The organism is Bdellovibrionales bacterium (assembly GCA_018266295.1).
Taxonomy (GTDB): Bacteria; Bdellovibrionota; Bdellovibrionia; order Bdellovibrionales; family Bdellovibrionaceae; genus JACMRP01.
Map to the genome: position 1 here is coordinate 626973 of JAFEAQ010000004.1, position 16940 is coordinate 643912.

14 protein-coding genes are annotated in these 16940 nt (G+C 44.8%); 5 read left to right on the plus strand and 9 right to left on the minus strand.

Going from position 1 to position 16940, the window contains the following annotated elements; genetic code table 11:
* Positions 1-85: 85 nt before the first annotated feature.
* The 3 genes from JSU04_03465 to JSU04_03475 all read left to right on the plus strand — a co-directional run bounded on the left by JSU04_03465 (position 86) and on the right by JSU04_03475 (position 5480).
* Complete coding sequence (locus JSU04_03465; protein MBS1969334.1) at positions 86-385, plus strand: hypothetical protein; 300 nt, start codon at positions 86-88, stop codon at positions 383-385.
* Between the two features lie 725 nt (positions 386-1110).
* Entirely contained in the window at positions 1111-5034 is a 3924-nt protein-coding gene (locus tag JSU04_03470; protein MBS1969335.1) for a hypothetical protein, read from the plus strand.
* A gap of 44 nt (positions 5035-5078) precedes the next feature.
* Positions 5079-5480, plus strand: coding sequence for a hypothetical protein (locus JSU04_03475; protein MBS1969336.1), 402 nt, complete (start codon positions 5079-5081; stop codon positions 5478-5480).
* Positions 5481-5591: 111 nt separating this feature from the next.
* Here the strand turns inward: JSU04_03475 and JSU04_03480 are convergent, their stop codons facing one another.
* The 5 genes from JSU04_03480 to JSU04_03500 form a co-directional block, all read right to left on the minus strand.
* Positions 5592-7115, minus strand: coding sequence for a hypothetical protein (locus JSU04_03480; protein ID MBS1969337.1), 1524 nt, complete (start codon positions 7113-7115; stop codon positions 5592-5594).
* 121 nt (positions 7116-7236) lie between these two features.
* Positions 7237-8448: a TCR/Tet family MFS transporter gene (locus JSU04_03485; protein ID MBS1969338.1), complete on the minus strand. Its 1212-nt coding sequence runs from the start codon at positions 8446-8448 to the stop codon at positions 7237-7239.
* Complete coding sequence (locus JSU04_03490) at positions 8448-8837, minus strand: cell wall hydrolase (protein MBS1969339.1); 390 nt, start codon at positions 8835-8837, stop codon at positions 8448-8450. Before JSU04_03490 ends, JSU04_03485 begins: the two co-directional genes overlap by 1 nt.
* A gap of 61 nt (positions 8838-8898) precedes the next feature.
* Positions 8899-9324 carry a DoxX family protein gene (locus tag JSU04_03495; GenBank protein MBS1969340.1) on the minus strand — a complete coding sequence of 142 codons (426 nt, stop codon included), beginning with the start codon at positions 9322-9324 and terminating at the stop codon, positions 8899-8901.
* A 20-nt stretch (positions 9325-9344) separates the two neighbouring features.
* Positions 9345-10361, minus strand: coding sequence for an alpha/beta hydrolase (locus tag JSU04_03500; protein ID MBS1969341.1), 1017 nt, complete (start codon positions 10359-10361; stop codon positions 9345-9347).
* A 47-nt stretch (positions 10362-10408) separates the two neighbouring features.
* Between JSU04_03500 and JSU04_03505 the strand changes: the two genes are divergently transcribed.
* Positions 10409-11692 carry a homogentisate 1,2-dioxygenase gene (locus JSU04_03505; protein ID MBS1969342.1) on the plus strand — a complete coding sequence of 428 codons (1284 nt, stop codon included), beginning with the start codon at positions 10409-10411 and terminating at the stop codon, positions 11690-11692.
* Entirely contained in the window at positions 11692-12372 is a 681-nt protein-coding gene (locus JSU04_03510) for a 4'-phosphopantetheinyl transferase superfamily protein (protein ID MBS1969343.1), read from the plus strand. Before JSU04_03505 ends, JSU04_03510 begins: the two co-directional genes overlap by 1 nt.
* Here the strand turns inward: JSU04_03510 and JSU04_03515 are convergent.
* From JSU04_03515 to JSU04_03530, 4 genes are all read right to left on the minus strand, one after another.
* Positions 12356-13495 carry a hypothetical protein gene (locus tag JSU04_03515; GenBank protein ID MBS1969344.1) on the minus strand — a complete coding sequence of 380 codons (1140 nt, stop codon included), beginning with the start codon at positions 13493-13495 and terminating at the stop codon, positions 12356-12358. The two genes, JSU04_03510 and JSU04_03515, sit on opposite strands and share 17 nt — an antisense overlap.
* 141 nt (positions 13496-13636) lie before the next feature.
* Positions 13637-14893, minus strand: coding sequence for a hypothetical protein (locus JSU04_03520; GenBank protein MBS1969345.1), 1257 nt, complete (start codon positions 14891-14893; stop codon positions 13637-13639).
* Positions 14886-16202 carry an ABC transporter permease gene (locus JSU04_03525; GenBank protein ID MBS1969346.1) on the minus strand — a complete coding sequence of 439 codons (1317 nt, stop codon included), beginning with the start codon at positions 16200-16202 and terminating at the stop codon, positions 14886-14888. The genes JSU04_03520 and JSU04_03525 overlap by 8 nt, the downstream gene beginning before the upstream one ends.
* Positions 16199-16936: an outer membrane lipoprotein-sorting protein gene (locus JSU04_03530; GenBank protein ID MBS1969347.1), complete on the minus strand. Its 738-nt coding sequence runs from the start codon at positions 16934-16936 to the stop codon at positions 16199-16201. Before JSU04_03530 ends, JSU04_03525 begins: the two co-directional genes overlap by 4 nt.
* Between the last annotated feature and the right edge of the window lie 4 nt (positions 16937-16940).

Sequence of the window (16940 nt, forward strand, 5' to 3'; positions counted from 1 at the left end):
GAAACTAAATTAAGTCTAGTTCATGTCAAAGAAATTGTTTTTAAACTGTTTCCTAGAAATTCTGGGAGCGTAAGGAGAAAGTCTTATGCCCCATGAAGTGCTCGTGAGCTACGGCAGTTATATTGGAATGGCGTTGATGGGATTACCGATCATTCTTTTCCTATGCATGCTGTTCGTTCTTCGTCCGGTTGAGCTCAATCAGTTCGATTTTCAAAAGCGTATGCATCTATCATTCACATCAATGCAAGGGGAGCACAACTTCTTTAGCAAGCAGGGGCTTAAGAAACTAAAGACTTACCGTCGAATGTGGATAGTCTTGCTCATACTAATCGCCCTACGTATTGTTTTCGGTATTTGGTTGAGTGCAGTGGGGCCAGTGAAGTAGTCTTATTGTGTACATAATAAAACGAAACACGGCGATATGAAGAGCAAATCAGCTTTGTATATACGAGTCGCTCTAATACTGTTTGTTCCTTTAGTGGTAATTCTGGCAGAGCTTAAAGAAAAATACTTCAATCACACGGGCGACTGGGTTGCACTCATCTTCGCGGCGATAATTCCGGGATGTCTCTTCTACTTACTGTACTTACATGTCTTGAACTACAAATGTTCAAAGTGTGGTGGACGGTATTTCAGTAAGAATGTTTCTAAAATGGTCTTCGGCGATAACCGGGTTTGTGTTAGCTGTAAGCAGTAGAAATATTATTTTTAAAAGATAATATTTAATCAATGTTATATTTCTTAAATTTTAGAACACATAAAACACTAAAGAAAAATTTTAGCTAGAAAATATTTCGGATTTCTGTAGTGTTTCAGAAAAAAATAGGAATGGGCAACAAGTAAAATAATTTTTACTGGGTCCAGAATTTTATTGATCTATCTAGTTCAACTATAGGTATTAGCTTATCAGAAAATTATTTTCGATGGCGATGTTGAATACATAGAAACATCAGCAATTCGCATAGTTAACTATTGCGACTATTCCTCAATTAAGCCTCATCATTTTTTGCTGTTTTATTTATTAAACAATTTGTATTTAAATATTAAATTGACTTAGTTTATACGATCGAAAACCATTTTATAAATTTTTAAAATGAATCTGGAGACTCTATGAAAAAGCTTTTACTACTTTTCAGCGGTATATTTTTGAGCGCGCTTGCATATGGAAGCTCCTGCCCGACCGTGCCTATGGAATGTGGATCCACTCAAGATGTCAATGATAGAGCCACCCTCCAAAGTAGTTGCCCTCCAGGACAACCATTTATAACTATGGGTTTTGTCTGCTCTGATGGAGCTCACACTTTGTTTTCTGATCTTTGTATTGCTCCCGCATTTTGGTTTCGCAATTGTCAAATCACGGCCGATTCAAGTCGGGTAGGAAGCGGTCGACCGGGATCTCCTCCAGGTAGCGGGGGAAATGGGGGACAATGCCCAGCCACTGGAAAAGGATCTGTGATCAATATTGATGCACAGACATTTGTTGAGTCTATTCCGATAGTCGGTACGAACTGGAGTTTAACTTATGATTCCCAAAGAACACTAGGCTACAAGCAGGGTCGCAGTATTAATGTCGCTGTACTTGGCACAGCTCCACCAACTAGTCTTACTTCTGTAGACGTGGAATTGAATTTCGCTGGTCGCACAGAAAATTTCAGTCTCACACCAGTCGATAATCTTAATTTCAACTACACTTGGAATCACTTAGATAGTAGTTCAAACGCGGTTTTGAATGCTATTCCAATTACCTACAAAGCAAAATATAAAAATGGCACGGCATTTGAACTTGAGGATCAAAGATCTCTGACAATAGGAACATTTCTTCCATCAAGAATTTGCATGGCGGGTTGGAATATTACTCCAGTTCATTTTTTGGATGTTGCTTCAAAAAGAGTTTGGTTTGGAACCGGAACCTTTAAAAATACAGATTATAAGACATTACCTACTGGCGAATATGCTGTGCTTAGCCCAGATGAAAAGGAAGGTTATATATTTGATATTCATGGACGTCATTTGGAAACTCGCGCCGCACTTACTGGCCAAGCCTTATTGACAATGACTTATGATTCAAATGATTGCTTAACAAAAATCACCGATGCATTTGGCAACGAAACAACTATAAATCGTAGCAGTGGAGCGATTACTGGAATTACTAGTCCTTATGGGAAAAACACCGCGATTACTTTAGATACGAATGGTTTCATTGCTTCAGTTACAAATCCAGCTAGTGAAATCTACAATATGACATATGGATCAACCGGACTCATGGCTACGTTTCAGAAACCTGGGGGCCAAACAACAACGTTTACCTATGACTCCGACGGAAATTTAATAAAAGAACTTGGAGCGTTTGGTAATTTTTGGGAACTCGTTAGAAATGTTAGTTTGGCAAATAAGCCATTAGTTAAAACTTCCCAGATGGGAAGATCGACTTCCTACGATGTTGTCTATAATCCTGAGACGAATGAAACCACAAGAACCGAGTACTTGCCGACAGGTGAAACTCAATCTTATATAAGCTCAAATACTAAACAAGCGTATTATCCACCAGTTCTATACACGAGTGACTATCGTTTATTTTCATCCGATCCTATTTGGGGAGATGCCGGTAAATATGCGAATTGGATCAGTCAAAATTGGGGCGGGAATACTGAGTCCACTACTATTTCACGGCAAGCGACATTATTTACGTCCGGAGATCCATTCACAGTAAGTACAAGAACGGAAACTGTTGCAAGAGGAGCAAGTGGCGCTTCGGTAATTACAAAATCTTATGACGGGACAAATAAAGAAACTACAACTTCAACTACTGAAGGGACTACTTTTAAAGAGAAAATTGATAACTATGGAAGAACCATACAAGGACAATTAGGAACTGATACTCCTTGGGAAATCTCATTTGATGCTTACGGTAGAATCAGCTACTTTAAGCAAGGTACCAATAAGCGAACTGACTTTATCTACAACACTGATGGCACAATCCAAAAAATAAAAAATGCTCTAAATCAAGAAACTCTTTATGGGTATGATCTAGCTGGAAGAGTTACTTCAATCACGAAACCAGATCTTACGGTTACCGCAATTGAGTATGATCAAAATGGAAATGTTACCGGAATCACGCCCTCAAGTAAGCCAAAGCATGTCTTTGAATATAATCTACTCGAAAGGGTTTCTAAATATGCTCCACCGAACTTATCTTTTACTCCGAAAGACACAACCTATACCTACAATCTTGATAAGCAGTTTTCGACAATTACTCGACCGGACGGAAAAGTTGCAACTTATACCTATAATGCAACAAGTGGGCTTTTGACTTCAATTGCCAGCCCAGCAGGACCAACAAATCTTGTCTATTACGCGAATTCTAAGCGGTTAAATATTATTGGTAATGCTTATGGCATTAGAGATGTTTTACAATATTCTGGTGAGAGACTTGCGAGCGATGAGCAAAGAAGGAAATCCGACGATTACGTATTTGGCCGCGTAAATTGGTATTTTGATAATACTTATATTGATATGCCAAGCACCCGAGTTGTCAAAGGTAACGCTTCGACCACGACAACTCTAAATTATTATTACAACCTTGATGTAAAACTTAATAGATTAAGTGATCTCTATCTTTATTATACTTACCCAAGCGGTCGTCTATCCACGACTAAGCTCGACAATGTCTACGATGCTAGGACGTATGATGTAAATGGTGCTCTTGCAACGTATACAGCAAAGTATATTGATCCTAATACAAGTGTCGAAACAGTTTTGTATTCTTATTCTTTATCAAGGGACGTTCTTGGCCGTATTAGCCAAAAAGTGGAATCTATTGGAGGCACCACAGACACTTGGGACTATCAGTATGATACTCAAGAACGATTGTCAGAAATTAAAAAGAATTCCGTCGTTTATTCTAGTTACAACTACGATGGTAGCGGCAATAGAACATCCGGCCAAACTGCCGGCGTTGCCTTTACAGCAACTTTTGACGATCAGGATAGGTTATTAACTTATAATTCTAGAGTTTATTCATACAATAAAAACGGAGATCTTTCCCAGATTCAATGGAATACTACCGACACGACATCTTATAGTTACGATGTTTTTGGAAACCTTGATCAGTTCACTGATACTGCGGGAACGGTGCATGACTATATTGTGGATCCATTTAACAGAAGAGTCGGTAAGAAAATTGGCACGTCTAACGTAAACTTCAGATATATTTATGAAGATAAGTATAGAATTGCGGCCCAACTTACAGGCCCTGGCGTAATCCAAAAGGTTTTTGCATTTGCTACGCCTGGCAATGCTGCTGACTACATGATTTCAGGTGGGGTTAGATATAGAATTTTTAAAGACCATCTTGGTTCACCTCGCCTAGTCGTAAGGTCTTCAGATGGCGTAATTCAACAGAGAATGGACTATGATGAATGGGGTAAAGTAACAAATGATACAAATCCGGGCCTACAACCATTTGGATTTGCCGGCGGAGTTTATGATCAAACTTCGAAGCTAGTTCGCTTTGGATTTCGTGATTATGATCCTGATTCTGGGCGATGGACATCGAAAGATCCGATTCTGTTTGGAGGTGGTCAGGCAAATCTTTACGGCTATGTCGCTAACGATCCTATTAACGGACTTGATCCCTCGGGCCTGAGCGATATAAACCTTTTCCCACCAGCGGAAAGAATTCACAGCTCCGATTTTAATATAACACCAACGCCCTATGGCTTTTCAGTCGGGGGCCATGGCAACCAAGCTAGCATGTATGGCCCTAATGGCAGCCCTTTGAGCGCTCAGCAAGTGGCTCAAATGATTCAAAACAGTCCTGGTTACGTAGGTCAATCGGTGCAGTTAAATTCATGCTCGACAGGAGGCTCAGCGGGGCCTGGAAAAACTAACTTTGCACAGCAACTGTCAAATATTCTAGGGGTATCAGTCACGGCACCTGACGATATATTGGGCATTTATACAACTGGAGATTTAACGGTCTTTGGATCAGGAAAATGGAATGTGTTTCAACCGAGTCCAGTTCCGTTTAAGTGATTATTTAGGTAAACTTAATAAGAGAAAAGTGGAAGAGGGAGAAAATGACAAAGAAAATATTGATATTTTGTGCTGCGATGATGTTGGGTGCATGTGTTAAAGCTTCAACGTCTGAAAACAAAAAGGATCAAACCAGCATGAGCAGTTCTAAAGTGGAATCTAACGCCAAAGAAGATTTTGAGGCAGTACTTTCGGGGAAAAAACCAATCCATGCGATTCCAGATCCCAAAAAACCTGATCTTTCTGACGGTGGAACAACTTTTTATGTTGGAGAAGGATATACTCTTACGGTTAAGTCTACACTAGACGAAAAAAAAGGGGTGAAAGGATACATGTATGGTCCAATCATCATTTTTGAGAATATCAAGACTAACGGTAAAGCGAAAGAAATGTCGAATGTTCGATTTTACTCAACGGAAGAGCTAAGAAAAATAAGAGGCTATTAATTTTTTACTCTAAATTCTCTCATTCTATTAAATCTTTAAAAATTGCACATTGCGGAATAAAAAAACCCACGCCTCATCAGCGTGGGTTTTGTTTTTCAACCGTACTCAGTCTTAGTTTTGTACTGTGACTGTGTAGTGTTGGCTTTCGGTGTTGAGGTCCATTGAGTTGGACTTCAAGCGGCCGACCATCCAGATTTCGTATTTGCCGTTTGGTACGAGGTTGGTTCTCCAGCCTGTTACCATGCTTGGCAATACAACGTTGCTTACGCGAGTTGTTTCTTTGCCTGAAGCATCTTTAAAGTGGAACTCCAGAGAACTCATAGGGACGCTGCTTGATTGTGTCGTGATTGCGAACTCGATGCGATCGCTCACGGGACGGCTCAAGTCGGTCTTACCTTTGAATGACAAGCTCAATGTTGGAGCTTTGTTCACCACATAGAAGAACTGACGAGTTGATGTCCCCAAGTTGTCGCCGTGTGCATTCGTAGCAACTGCTTGGATTTCGTAACGGCCGTCAGCCAATTTCATGCTGTCGAAGTTTGCTGTGCAGTTTGCACCTGTGCATGAAGAAGCCCATACTGCAGATTTGTTACCCGGCCCATAGACAGCGAAGTTTACTGCGTCTGTGGCTTGGATCGTTGATTCTGCCTGGAAGTTCGTAGCACCCGTTACATAAGTGTAATCGCGTGGGCTCAACATAGAAACCGCGCCACCCATTGCCGGAACGTCGAAGCCCCAAGTCGAGCTACCAACTCCTGAAGAATCAGAGTAAGCAACGTGACCGAAACCGCCCTCACCCCAGTCTTCGCCCCAACTGTTGCGGATGATGAATGATTGAGTAGTGTCGTCGTAACCGATGATAGAGATCGCATGACCGCCCAAGTATTCGCCGGTTGTGTGCTTGTAAACGCCACCAGCGTAAGACATGAAGTCAGCGTAGACTGACAAAGAGGTCATTACAGGTCCGTGTTGAAGAGCTCTCTTCACAGAGTCTACGTTTTTCGCGTAGCTTGTCGGAGTCGTGTAGTTAGAAATTTTGTAAGTGCGTTGTGCAACATCCGCGCAAGCAGAGTTACAAGCAACGTCTTCACCAGTTGCGCCAGAAAGATAAGGCATGCAAGCCTCATCTGTGACGCCGCTTCTCAATAGCTGACGAGCTGCTGATTCTGGCATCCAACCATAGTTACAAGCCCCGCCACCGCAAGAGAACAGGTGAGATGGTGACAAACGAATGTTCAGGTTCGGCAACAAAGAAGAAATATTCAATTGTGTTTCAAGGACCCCGATAGCGGCAAAAGCGACGCAGCTTCCACAGCTTCCTTGATTCAAAATTGGTGATACCCAGTTGCGACCGTCTTTATTTCTCCAGTCCAAAGTGGCAGGCAAGACGTCTTGCGTGTTCATTTGTTGTGGCACAACGAACTCGACGTCCACCGCCGGAGCTTGTTGCAAACCCATCATTCTTTTCACTTCAGCCTTCGGCAATTGAGTGAGCCAATTGTCTTTTGCCACCCAAGTCGCGTTTTGCTTTTTCAAAGTTTGATTCAAGTTTGTCACGTTGATGACAGACTCCGCCCAGCTCGTGGACGTTGCCAAAATAATCCACAGCAGTGGACTTAACATAGTAGTTTTCATGATGATTCCCCCTCCGATGCTGATCATCCTGCCGCTGATAGAGAGAGCCAAGCGCGGATGCCAGTTCCAAATTAGAACTGGACCAACGTCTTGTGTCTACAGAAAAACTGTGGAATGGCAATTAAGGTTGAGCTTTTGGAGCGCGATGAGCGGCGAAGATAATTCCTGAAATCACAGTAATGATGGAAGCCGCTACATAAGGTGCGCCGGGGAAGGGGCTTTCAATTCCCGTCGCTGTTAAACGCGCAAACAACTCTGTGTAAAGGAGTGGACCTAAGATGGCGGTAAGACTGATTAAAGCAACCAGTGTTCCCTGAAGTTCACCTTGTTCCTGCGATGGGGTTTCGCGGGAAATCAGCGACTGGAGTGCCGGTCCGGCGATACCTGCAATTGCCGATGGTACCAAGATTGCGTACATCATCCAGCTCTCTGTTGCATACGCGTAGCCTGCGTACGCGACAGCGCTGACCACAATGGCAACAAAAACGGAACGCCACTCGCCCAGCTTTGGAATCAAAATGCGAGTCAGGCCCCCTTGAACAATCGCGGTGGCAATCCCCACCACCGAAAGAGAAATACCGATATCCGTCGGTGACCATTTAAATTTATATTCGGTGAAAAGCGCCCAGCTGGCCGGATGCACCTGGCCCGCAAAATAAAGAAGGAAGTTCACCCAAATCAGCGCCAAAATCGGCGAAGGCTTCAAAATTTTTACGAGGGACTTCAGGGGATTCAACTTTGTAAGGTCGACTTTGCGTCGAAGTTCTTTTGGCAAGGACTCCGGCAAGATGAAAACACCAAAGACGAAATTTAAAAGATTCAAAGCCGCCGCGGCCAAGAAAGGGTACTGATGGCCCATCGAACCTGTGAAGCCACCGATGGCGGGACCGACGATAAATCCAAAACCAAACGCAGCGCCAATCAAACCGAAATTCGCCGCACGATTATTGTCATCACTGATATCCGCCATGTAAGCAGTTGCCACCGTCATGCTGGCACCGGTAAGACCCGCAATCACACGCCCAATGAAAAGGATCGAAAGATTTGGCGCGAACGCCATCAGAATATAATCAAGAACGGCGCCGATGAGGGAAACCAGCAAAACCGGGCGACGGCCGAAGCGGTCTGAAAGTGCACCCAGAACTGGAGATGCCACAAACTGCATCAACGCGTAGACGGAAATAAAATATCCGTAGTAGTGGCTGACAAAGCTTGGATCATCGGAAAAACGGCGGATTAAATCCGGCAAAACAGGAATCAAAATACCTATTCCTAGTGAATCTAAAAAGATGGTGGCAAAAATAAACTGTACGCTGGCTTTTTTCTTATTCATCAATTGCTGAGGTTAGTGCAAAACAGTTGTTGTTGCAAAGAACCTTTGTGATAGGTGGCCGGAAAGGTCCTGTTGGAGCCAGTCAGCGACATTTGCGAATCCACCCGAACTTCTTTGGAATACCAAATCTGTACATAGAACTGCTGTTCTATAAAGGGAATTTGGTAAACCAGAACAGGAGTGCTTTCAATAGAAACTAAATTGTCTAAGAGATCAATTTTGCCGGCACGTTGCCCCAGTTGCGTATCAAAGTAGTCCTTCATGCGCACACTTTGAGTCGTCACGAAATTATTCTGAAAACTGCATTCATAGACGGAGCTTGTGAGCTGCTGAGCCACTGCCGTCGTACTAAGAAGGGCGAAAAAAAAGAATGCAGAGAAAAGTCTCATGCATTCTTATCGCGGTTTAAAAGGCCCGACTTAATGGCCGGGTCCTTGCCTATAGACTAGTTTAGCGGGAAAAAATCTTATAGTCGGCCGAGAACTTCCCTGGGCCGTTCAGCATGATGAAAAGGCTAAGAACACAGTAGACCAAAGCCAGCTCATAGGTTGGCGGTGTTCCTACAAAAGCATCGCCACGACCCATATGAGTCGAAGCGGCCACTGCCATTGTGAAGAACATTCCCAAAGATGCAAGTGGAGTCAAAAGACCTAAAATCCAAGCGAGACCTCCGCCAAATTCCGAGAGCGCAGCAAGTCCTTGGAAGATTCCCGGTACCGGAGCATCAGGGCCCATCCAGCTAAAAGGGTTTTGAATTTTCATCCAGCCATGCATCATCATGGCTAAGCCAACGACGAGACGGACAATGAGAATAGTCCAAGAGTAAGTATTCCCTTTTTTGAGGGCGACAGAATATTTCGCGATGAGTGATTTCATATTTTGCTCCTTGTTGTTTGTTACTTCAAATTTGGCTCGAATACTTTCCAAAAGCCATCAAAATCCTCAATGAAAGGCAGATGACCGACGTTCTTGATTTCAATCAGTGTTGCCTTTGGAATCATCTTCGCCACTTGGCGGCCCAGCTTTGGATAATCGCCCATTTTCTTTTTCATTCCCTCAGGCGCCCATGCTCTGCCGATAGCGGTGCGGTCTTTTTGTCCAACCACTAGCACTGTAGGCTGCTTGAGATTCTTAAACTCATAAACGACCGGCTGAGTGAAAATCATGTCTGAAGTCAGGGCAGAGTTCCATGCGATCAGGGGATAGTCGGGTCCTTCCATCCAACCGCGAGGCACTTCAACCCATTTGTCATACTCGGGCCTCCAAGAGCCGCCGTAATAATTTTCTTGCTGATAGGCTTTGGCTTTCTCGGGGGTGCTTGCGAGCTCTGATTTATAATTTTCATCAATCGTGCGATAGCTCGTCATGGTTTTCCAGTCCTCAAGTCCAATCGGATTAACCAAATACAAACGAGTGACTTTCTCTGGATGCATGAGGCTTAAGCGAGTTGCGACCATCCCACCCATCGAGTGTCCGAAAACGCGATACTTGTGAATGCCGAGACTTTCCATCAGCGCATCTGTATTCGTAGCCAGAGCTTGGAAAGAATATTGGAAGCTCTTTGGTTTTGTTGATTTGCCAAAGCCGATCTGATCGGGAATGATCACCCGGAAATTCTTTGCCACAAGGGCATTAGCGAGCTGAGCAAAGTAAGCGCCGGTGAAGTTCTTCCCATGGAGTAGGACAATGGTGTCTTGCGCTGCTTGAGCGGGTTTCAGGTCCATGTAGGCCATTTTTAAATCTTGTCCCTGAGCGTTCAATTTGAAGTATTCCACCGGGAACGGATAGGCATAATTACTCAGTTCTGCGTCGAAACCTTTTTGTGGTGAAATGGGTATTTTTGTCTCAACAGCCTTGTGCGAGCAGGCGAGAATCAGAGAGAGAAATGCGAAGAAGAGCCCCAAGCGAATCATAAAATCTCCTTTGACTTTCAGAGGTGAAACCTGGTTATCTTTTTAGCATGGAAAAACAATACTTGTCAGGCTTTGGAAATCACTTTTCGTCAGAGGCACGCCCTCATGCATTGCCACTAAATCAAAACTCTCCGCAGGTTGCACCGCAGGGACTTTATGCTGAACAACTGAGTGGCACGGCCTTCACCGCACCACGTGCTCACAATTTGGCAAGCTGGCTTTATCGTATTCGTCCTTCTGTTATGCACAAACCCTTTGTGCCGATGAAAGAGCTGACTGAGAAGACTCTTTTCAAGCCAAAACACATTAATCCAAATCAAATGCGTTGGAATCCGCTTCCACTTCCTGCAGCTCCGCAAGATTTCGTTGAAAGCTTGCGCACTGTTTGCGGCATCGGTTCTGCTATTGAGCAAAGAGGTCTGCATATTCACCTCTATGCATTCAATAAAGTGATGGGTTCTCGTTACTTCATGGATGCCGATGGTGACATGATGTTTGTGCTGCAGTCGGGATCTATTCAGGTGAAAACTGAAATGGGGATCATCGATGCGGAACCGGGCGAGATCGTGGTTGTTCCACGCGGTGTGAAGTTTCAAGTAAATCCATTGTCATCTGTTTGCCGTGGTTATGTCGGTGAAAACTTTGGTGCGCCTTTCCGTTTGCCGGATTTGGGCCCGATCGGTGCTAATGGTCTTGCACATCCTCGTCACTTTGAAACTCCGCACGCGGCCTTCGAAGATATCGAAGCTAAGATCGAGTTGATCGGTAAGTTCTCTGATCAGCTATGGAGTGCAGAGATGAATCACTCACCACTCGATGTTGTTGCTTGGCACGGGAACTATGTTCCATTCAAGTACGATCTTCGTAAATTCAACACCATCAACACTGTGAGCTTTGACCATCCGGATCCTTCGATCTTTACAGTTCTGACTTCACCAAGTGATACGCTTGGAACTGCGAACGTGGATTTTGTGATCTTCCCGCCACGTTGGATGGTGGGTGAACACACCTTCCGTCCGCCGTACTTCCATCGTAATTGCATGAGCGAGTACATGGGTCTGATCTATGGCGTGTACGACGCAAAGACCAGCGGTGGCTTTGTTCCTGGTGGAGGCAGCTTACATAACTTCTATTCAGCTCACGGACCTGATGCTGATACGTTTGAAAAAGCGAGCAGCGCAGACTTGAAGCCGCACAAACTTGAAAACACTTTGGCGTTCATGTTTGAAAGCCGTGCTCCTTATATGCTGACAGACTTTGCTATGCAGAAGGATTTCCTCCAAGAGGATTATCAAGACTGCTGGCAGGGTTTTAAAAAGAACTTCAAGTAATGTTAGCCTTTGAAACCGGAGACTCTCAGCAAAAGTATCTTTTGCAGGTTCATCAGTTCGCTACGGACTTCAGTGAGCCTGCGGAGTCTTTTCTGAATTTGGAAGAGATCACTTACGTCGGCACACTCAGTAATGAAAAGCGCAAAAATGAATACCTGCAGACACGCTTTGTGCTCAAGAATCTTTTAGCGAAGTATATGGGATTAAGTCCCAATGTCATTCAATTCAAAAAGGTCGGTGAGGGCAAGCCGGTTCTGATGAATCCCACTGTACACCTTGATTTCAATATCTCCCACAGTGCTGAATACTTCGCGATCGCCCTCACTGAAAAAGGTGAGGTCGGTGTTGATATTGAGCAAATTCGCCAACCTCAGCATCTGACTCAGATCGCGGAGAAGTTCTTTTCGCCACCTGAAACAGATTTGATTAAACAAGAAGCGGATCCGGCAAAGCAAACCGAGATCTTCGCCAAGTTCTGGTCCGGCAAAGAGGCCCTTGTCAAAACTGTTGGCGGTGGTGTCTTTAAGAATGTTCACGAAGTTTTGGTCGATGAGACCAGCTGGAAAATAAAAAGGCTTCCGTTGGAATTCGGAAGCCTTTCAGATTGGGATCTACAGTTTTTTGAAGCTGTTCCCGGTTACACTTGCAGTGTCGCTTTTAAGTCTAGTGTAAGTTCTTAAGCTTATCGGTTACTTTGTTACCGATTGCCATAATCTTTTCGCCTTCTTCAGTGTGAGAGCAACCAACATGTGATGGTGCTGCGCCAGCAAGAAGAACACCGCCCTGAGAATTATCATCGTAAGGGAAGCGAGCTTTCAAAGTCGCAATAGTCGCTTTACGTTTAGCAATGCTTGCTTTCAAGTCTGTCATTGCAGCTCTTTCAGCAGTTGCAGAAGACGGCAAGTAGATCAGCATTTTGTCAGCGACATCGCTTACGTTTTCATACATTTTAAGAGCTTTTTTAGCACTCTCGTAAATGTACCAATTGCCTTCTTCAGTTGGCACGTATTTCAGAACGCCAGCTGCAGAAGCATCTTTCAAAGTTGCTTCGATCGTGATCTCTTCAAGGAAGTAGTGCAGAAGCAAGTTGTCTTGAGCATTTGCGAATCTTGCGAACGGCAAAGCGATCTTTTGGTATTTTTCAAACATACCCAAAGATTTATCTGAATCAATATCATCAACGATAGTTGCAGAAATCGAATATTCCGCTCTCATTGCTTCATCGCTGTAACCTGTTTCAACCGCACGAAGCATGAACAAGTGATGCATGAATTCGTGAACAAGAGTCCATCTATTTGTATTTTCACGAACGATGATCGCAGCGCCATCATGAAGTGAAGGGAAGAAGGTAGAATCTTTCTTCGGCAAATAGAGACCCAGGATAACCTGGCCTTCTGGTAAATCTTTATTGGAAGACTTCCATTTATCAGAGATATCTGAAGGCATTGTCTGCGCGCCAGAGAATAAGCTTGAAGAGCAAAGGTTGGTCGGGATCAATTCAGACTTATAAACAGTCGCACCCGTCATGTTAACGAAATGAAGAGTTTCATCAACACTTGATGTAGATACTGCTGCCAAGTAGTTCAAGTTGAACTCTTTATCGAAGTAAGCCTGAGCCGTTTTAGAAGTACCCAAGGCGCTATAATCAGCAGTGCCACCTTCAGTTAAAGAGAACTGACAACTAAATGTGTTCATCCCTTTCGGTGCAGTTAGATTTTTGCCGTCGTCGGAGCTGCTTGAACAAGCGACGATAGAACTCAAAACAATTCCCGTTACCAGGAACTTCCCCATAACCCCAGACATAGTGTCTCCTTAATATTGTGGAAAGGGTTATAGCTGAAAAGCGCCGAAAATTGTTATTTTTTAACCCCCGCGAAGCTTTTTACAAAAGTGTCAGGGGTTTATACAGAGTGAATTATTTCTAAAAGACGCAATTCCGCAGGGTTAGCGGTTCCATTTAAGGCCGATTTGGCCGCTGGCTCTCTCGAGGGCAGAGAGTTCTTGAGTGTTGTCTCCGAAGCTATAGTTCGCCTCGGCAAAGAAGGTCCAAGCATCGCCCACGGCCGTATCCCAAGCCAGCTGCACCGTAGAGGATTGGTCGGTCAGAGACTGGATATAACGAAGGAAGACGTTGTTATTCTGAATAAAGAGATCGGGCATTCGCAAAGAGGCATAGCCATAGTGCTGCCCTAAGAGCTCGCGGCCCGAACCCAAGATACGTTTTAAGTTTTCATCGCCACGTGGGTGCTGAGGCACTGCCGATTGGAAAGCCGCCAGCATATCTTCCTGGGTCATACCGTAGGAGTTGTAAACGTACTCTAAACGGAAATCCACGCTGCCTTCCCAGCGAATCCCGCCGACAGCCAAAGTATTCCAAGTTTCAGTATTGCGAACATAAACCATGTCATAGAGAAGATCGGGCGAAATATCCGGCATGTACTGGGCCGAACCATGAGTGTGACGGGCATCGAGGTAAATGCTAAAACCCGGAACGAGCTCAGTATTGAAATACTCGCCAACAAACGGAATGGTGTCGTCGATGGTTCCGCTCGCCACGCCAAGGTAATTCAAAGAATTTCGGCCCCGGTATTCAATCTTCACGACCCCTTTGGGCTTAAACTTTTGCTCGTAGATCCAGAACGACTGGCCGTTATTGATCGGCTCGGCGATGGTAATGACGCTCCAGCGGCTATTGGGGCTCCAATTCGCACGCAGCAGGAAGCGCCCATCTTCACGGTAAGTGTAAGAGCGCTGATCGCGGCGGAAGTGAAAGAACGGATTGGTCGGACTGATAAATTCGGCCGGTCCCCATTGATAGTTCTGAAGGCCCCCTGCCAGAGTCAGGCGGCGAGTGGCATCGCCTTCAAGATAAGCCTCGGGAAGAGAGGCTTCGCCCGTGACGGTGGTCTTAGTTTCATCCGTATCAAGATAGTGATATTGGTTCGCCCACCCCTGAAAGCGGGGGCGGAAGACCCAACGTGTGCCGTTTTTCCAAGTGTATTTTGTATTGATTCGGAGGTCTGATTGAAAGCGAGCTTTTGGATTATCTAAGCGGCGGCCAGTCGGGTCGATCAGGCTTTCCTGATCTTGTTCCATACCTTGAACAGAGTTGTACCACTCGATATCCCAGCGAAAGCTCTGTGCAGCGGCTGGAAGCGTCGCACACAAGAGCAGGGCTAGAATAATCGAGTTTCTAAACATAAGTTAAGTTTTCAGCAGTGCTATTTTTAAGAGTTGAACGGCACACAATCCATGTAGTCACGGCCGCCAAAAGACTCAAGAAAATAAAGCTAAAAACATAAAGATTCGGGCTAATAAGAATTTGGAAAGGGACAGGCTCAACAAGAACGCCGGCTTTGTAAACGATACCCACTCCATTGAGGATCAAGGTTCCCACAATAGCAATGATGCTTCCGATCACTCCGCCAATAAACGACAGAGTCACGGCTTCGCTCACGAAGATATACAAGATCTGTTTCGGCACGAAGCCGATACTGCGAAGAGTTCCGATTTCGCGCGTACGTTCTTTCACGAGCTTCATCATAGTGTTGAAGATAGAAAGACCTGCGATGGCTACGATGATTGAAACCACGAAGTTTCTGAAAACACCAAGAAGGCTCATCGTGCGGACGTACATTTCACCGATGATATGGTTTTCCCAGCGGGACATGCGTTGTTGGAGCCCGGCTTTCTCGGCTGCAGCGTTGAATTCTTTGATGATGCCGTCGATGTAGCTGCCTTTTTCGATAAACTTCACAGTGATGTAACTGATATTCTTCGTGTTCATCAGTGTCTGAGCATCCTCAAGAGAGGTTGCGAGAAACTTATCGTCAATATCTTTGTAAAGAGCGTCCATCAAGCCCACGACTTGCAGATCCAAAGCGTTTAATTGGCCTTCTGGCGTTGTGATGTTGAGTTGAATATCCGGAGAGCTGCAGTGGAAAGGGCGAACTTCCGGTTTATAACCTGCCACCGCATTCATCATCTTTACTTTTTGATCCGGAACGCAGCCCAGGATTTTACCGAGAGATTGCCCAACCAAGACCGTGTGCTGTTCTTTAAGAGGACTTCCGTAGAGAGCATTCCAGCCCCAGTCGGGCGCGCGGGTTTTTTCACCCTCAGCAAGGTCATAGCCATAGCCGCGGAAGATCGTCGACGTCTTACCGTTCGTCACCATTCCGTTAATGGAAAGGAAGCGGTTGTAAGCATCGATTTTGTTTTTATACTGATCGAAGAACTTTTTTACGAATTCTTGCTCAGAAGGAGTGACTTCGTACTTCCAAGGTTCTGCACGGCCTTCGGCATGGCGGAGGTTGAGGTTTTCAACCACCACATCTCCCCACATCATGCGCGAGCGGAAGGATTCTTGATAGATTCTTTCAACGTCCTTCATGTATCCCTGGAACATCACCAGAGAAATCAAGCCTGCAGCAAGACTGATCGTCGCCGCCAAGCTTTGGCGCCAATGCAAGAACACATTTCTAAGGGCTATTTTTAACAGACTCTTCATCGGCTCAAGTTATTCACATTAAAGAGAGAAGCCGGAAGGGATTCTGCCTTTGGTTTAGTGTATTCAATGATACTGCGGTTCTTTGGGAACTTCGAATCCGTGATCGTCATTTTGCTGATGAATGCAAAAGTCTTACCTTCTGCCGTCATTTTGTTATTGTATTCAAACTCCGCTACTTTGAATGGAGTTCCTTGCAAAGTCATGAACTCAGCCTTCAATGCGAGTTTTGACTTTTTAGAGATCCAGTACTTAATTTGATCGTAAGTCACTTGGTTCGATTTTGCTTTCAGCATCAAGACCGTGGCGTCTTCGCCGTTTATTTTTTCGCTGCCGGCATCTTTGGCATCGTAGTCACGAGCATAGTTCGTAGAAGCGATATCGCCATTTGCCGCTTGGCCGGAAAGTTTCTGACGGGCAGAGATTGAAACCGGTTTGCGCAAGCTTGGCTTAAAGAACCACATATTGCGGTCATTGAATAAGAAGACTTCGCCTTTGTTGCGGGCCGGAGTCAGAGCTTCAACGTTGGCGTCATTGCCTTTTGCTTTAATCGTGAATGTTCTTTCGCTCTTATCGCCATCTTCTTCAGTGATGATTTTTGCATCCCAAACAACGCCGTCTTTCAAGCCACCACGAGCGCGATCGCTGACTTTTAGAAGCTCAGCCGCACTTTCAGCTGCGACAGAGTGAAGCGAGTAACCTAAAGTGATTGCACAAAGAATAACTAACTTTTTCATAAAC

Coding starts and splice junctions, on each gene's coding strand:
- JSU04_03465 (MBS1969334.1), top strand. CDS start 86: ATGCCCCATGAAGTGCTCGTGAGCTACGGCAGTTATATTGGAATGGCG.
- JSU04_03515 (MBS1969344.1), bottom strand. CDS start 13,495: ATGTCTGGGGTTATGGGGAAGTTCCTGGTAACGGGAATTGTTTTGAGT.
- JSU04_03490 (MBS1969339.1), bottom strand. CDS start 8,837: ATGAGACTTTTCTCTGCATTCTTTTTTTTCGCCCTTCTTAGTACGACG.
- JSU04_03485 (MBS1969338.1), bottom strand. CDS start 8,448: ATGAATAAGAAAAAAGCCAGCGTACAGTTTATTTTTGCCACCATCTTT.
- JSU04_03520 (MBS1969345.1), bottom strand. CDS start 14,893: ATGTTTAGAAACTCGATTATTCTAGCCCTGCTCTTGTGTGCGACGCTT.
- JSU04_03500 (MBS1969341.1), bottom strand. CDS start 10,361: ATGATTCGCTTGGGGCTCTTCTTCGCATTTCTCTCTCTGATTCTCGCC.
- JSU04_03495 (MBS1969340.1), bottom strand. CDS start 9,324: ATGAAATCACTCATCGCGAAATATTCTGTCGCCCTCAAAAAAGGGAAT.
- JSU04_03480 (MBS1969337.1), bottom strand. CDS start 7,115: ATGAAAACTACTATGTTAAGTCCACTGCTGTGGATTATTTTGGCAACG.
- JSU04_03525 (MBS1969346.1), bottom strand. CDS start 16,202: ATGAAGAGTCTGTTAAAAATAGCCCTTAGAAATGTGTTCTTGCATTGG.
- JSU04_03475 (MBS1969336.1), top strand. CDS start 5,079: ATGACAAAGAAAATATTGATATTTTGTGCTGCGATGATGTTGGGTGCA.
- JSU04_03470 (MBS1969335.1), top strand. CDS start 1,111: ATGAAAAAGCTTTTACTACTTTTCAGCGGTATATTTTTGAGCGCGCTT.
- JSU04_03530 (MBS1969347.1), bottom strand. CDS start 16,936: ATGAAAAAGTTAGTTATTCTTTGTGCAATCACTTTAGGTTACTCGCTT.
- JSU04_03505 (MBS1969342.1), top strand. CDS start 10,409: ATGGAAAAACAATACTTGTCAGGCTTTGGAAATCACTTTTCGTCAGAG.
- JSU04_03510 (MBS1969343.1), top strand. CDS start 11,692: ATGTTAGCCTTTGAAACCGGAGACTCTCAGCAAAAGTATCTTTTGCAG.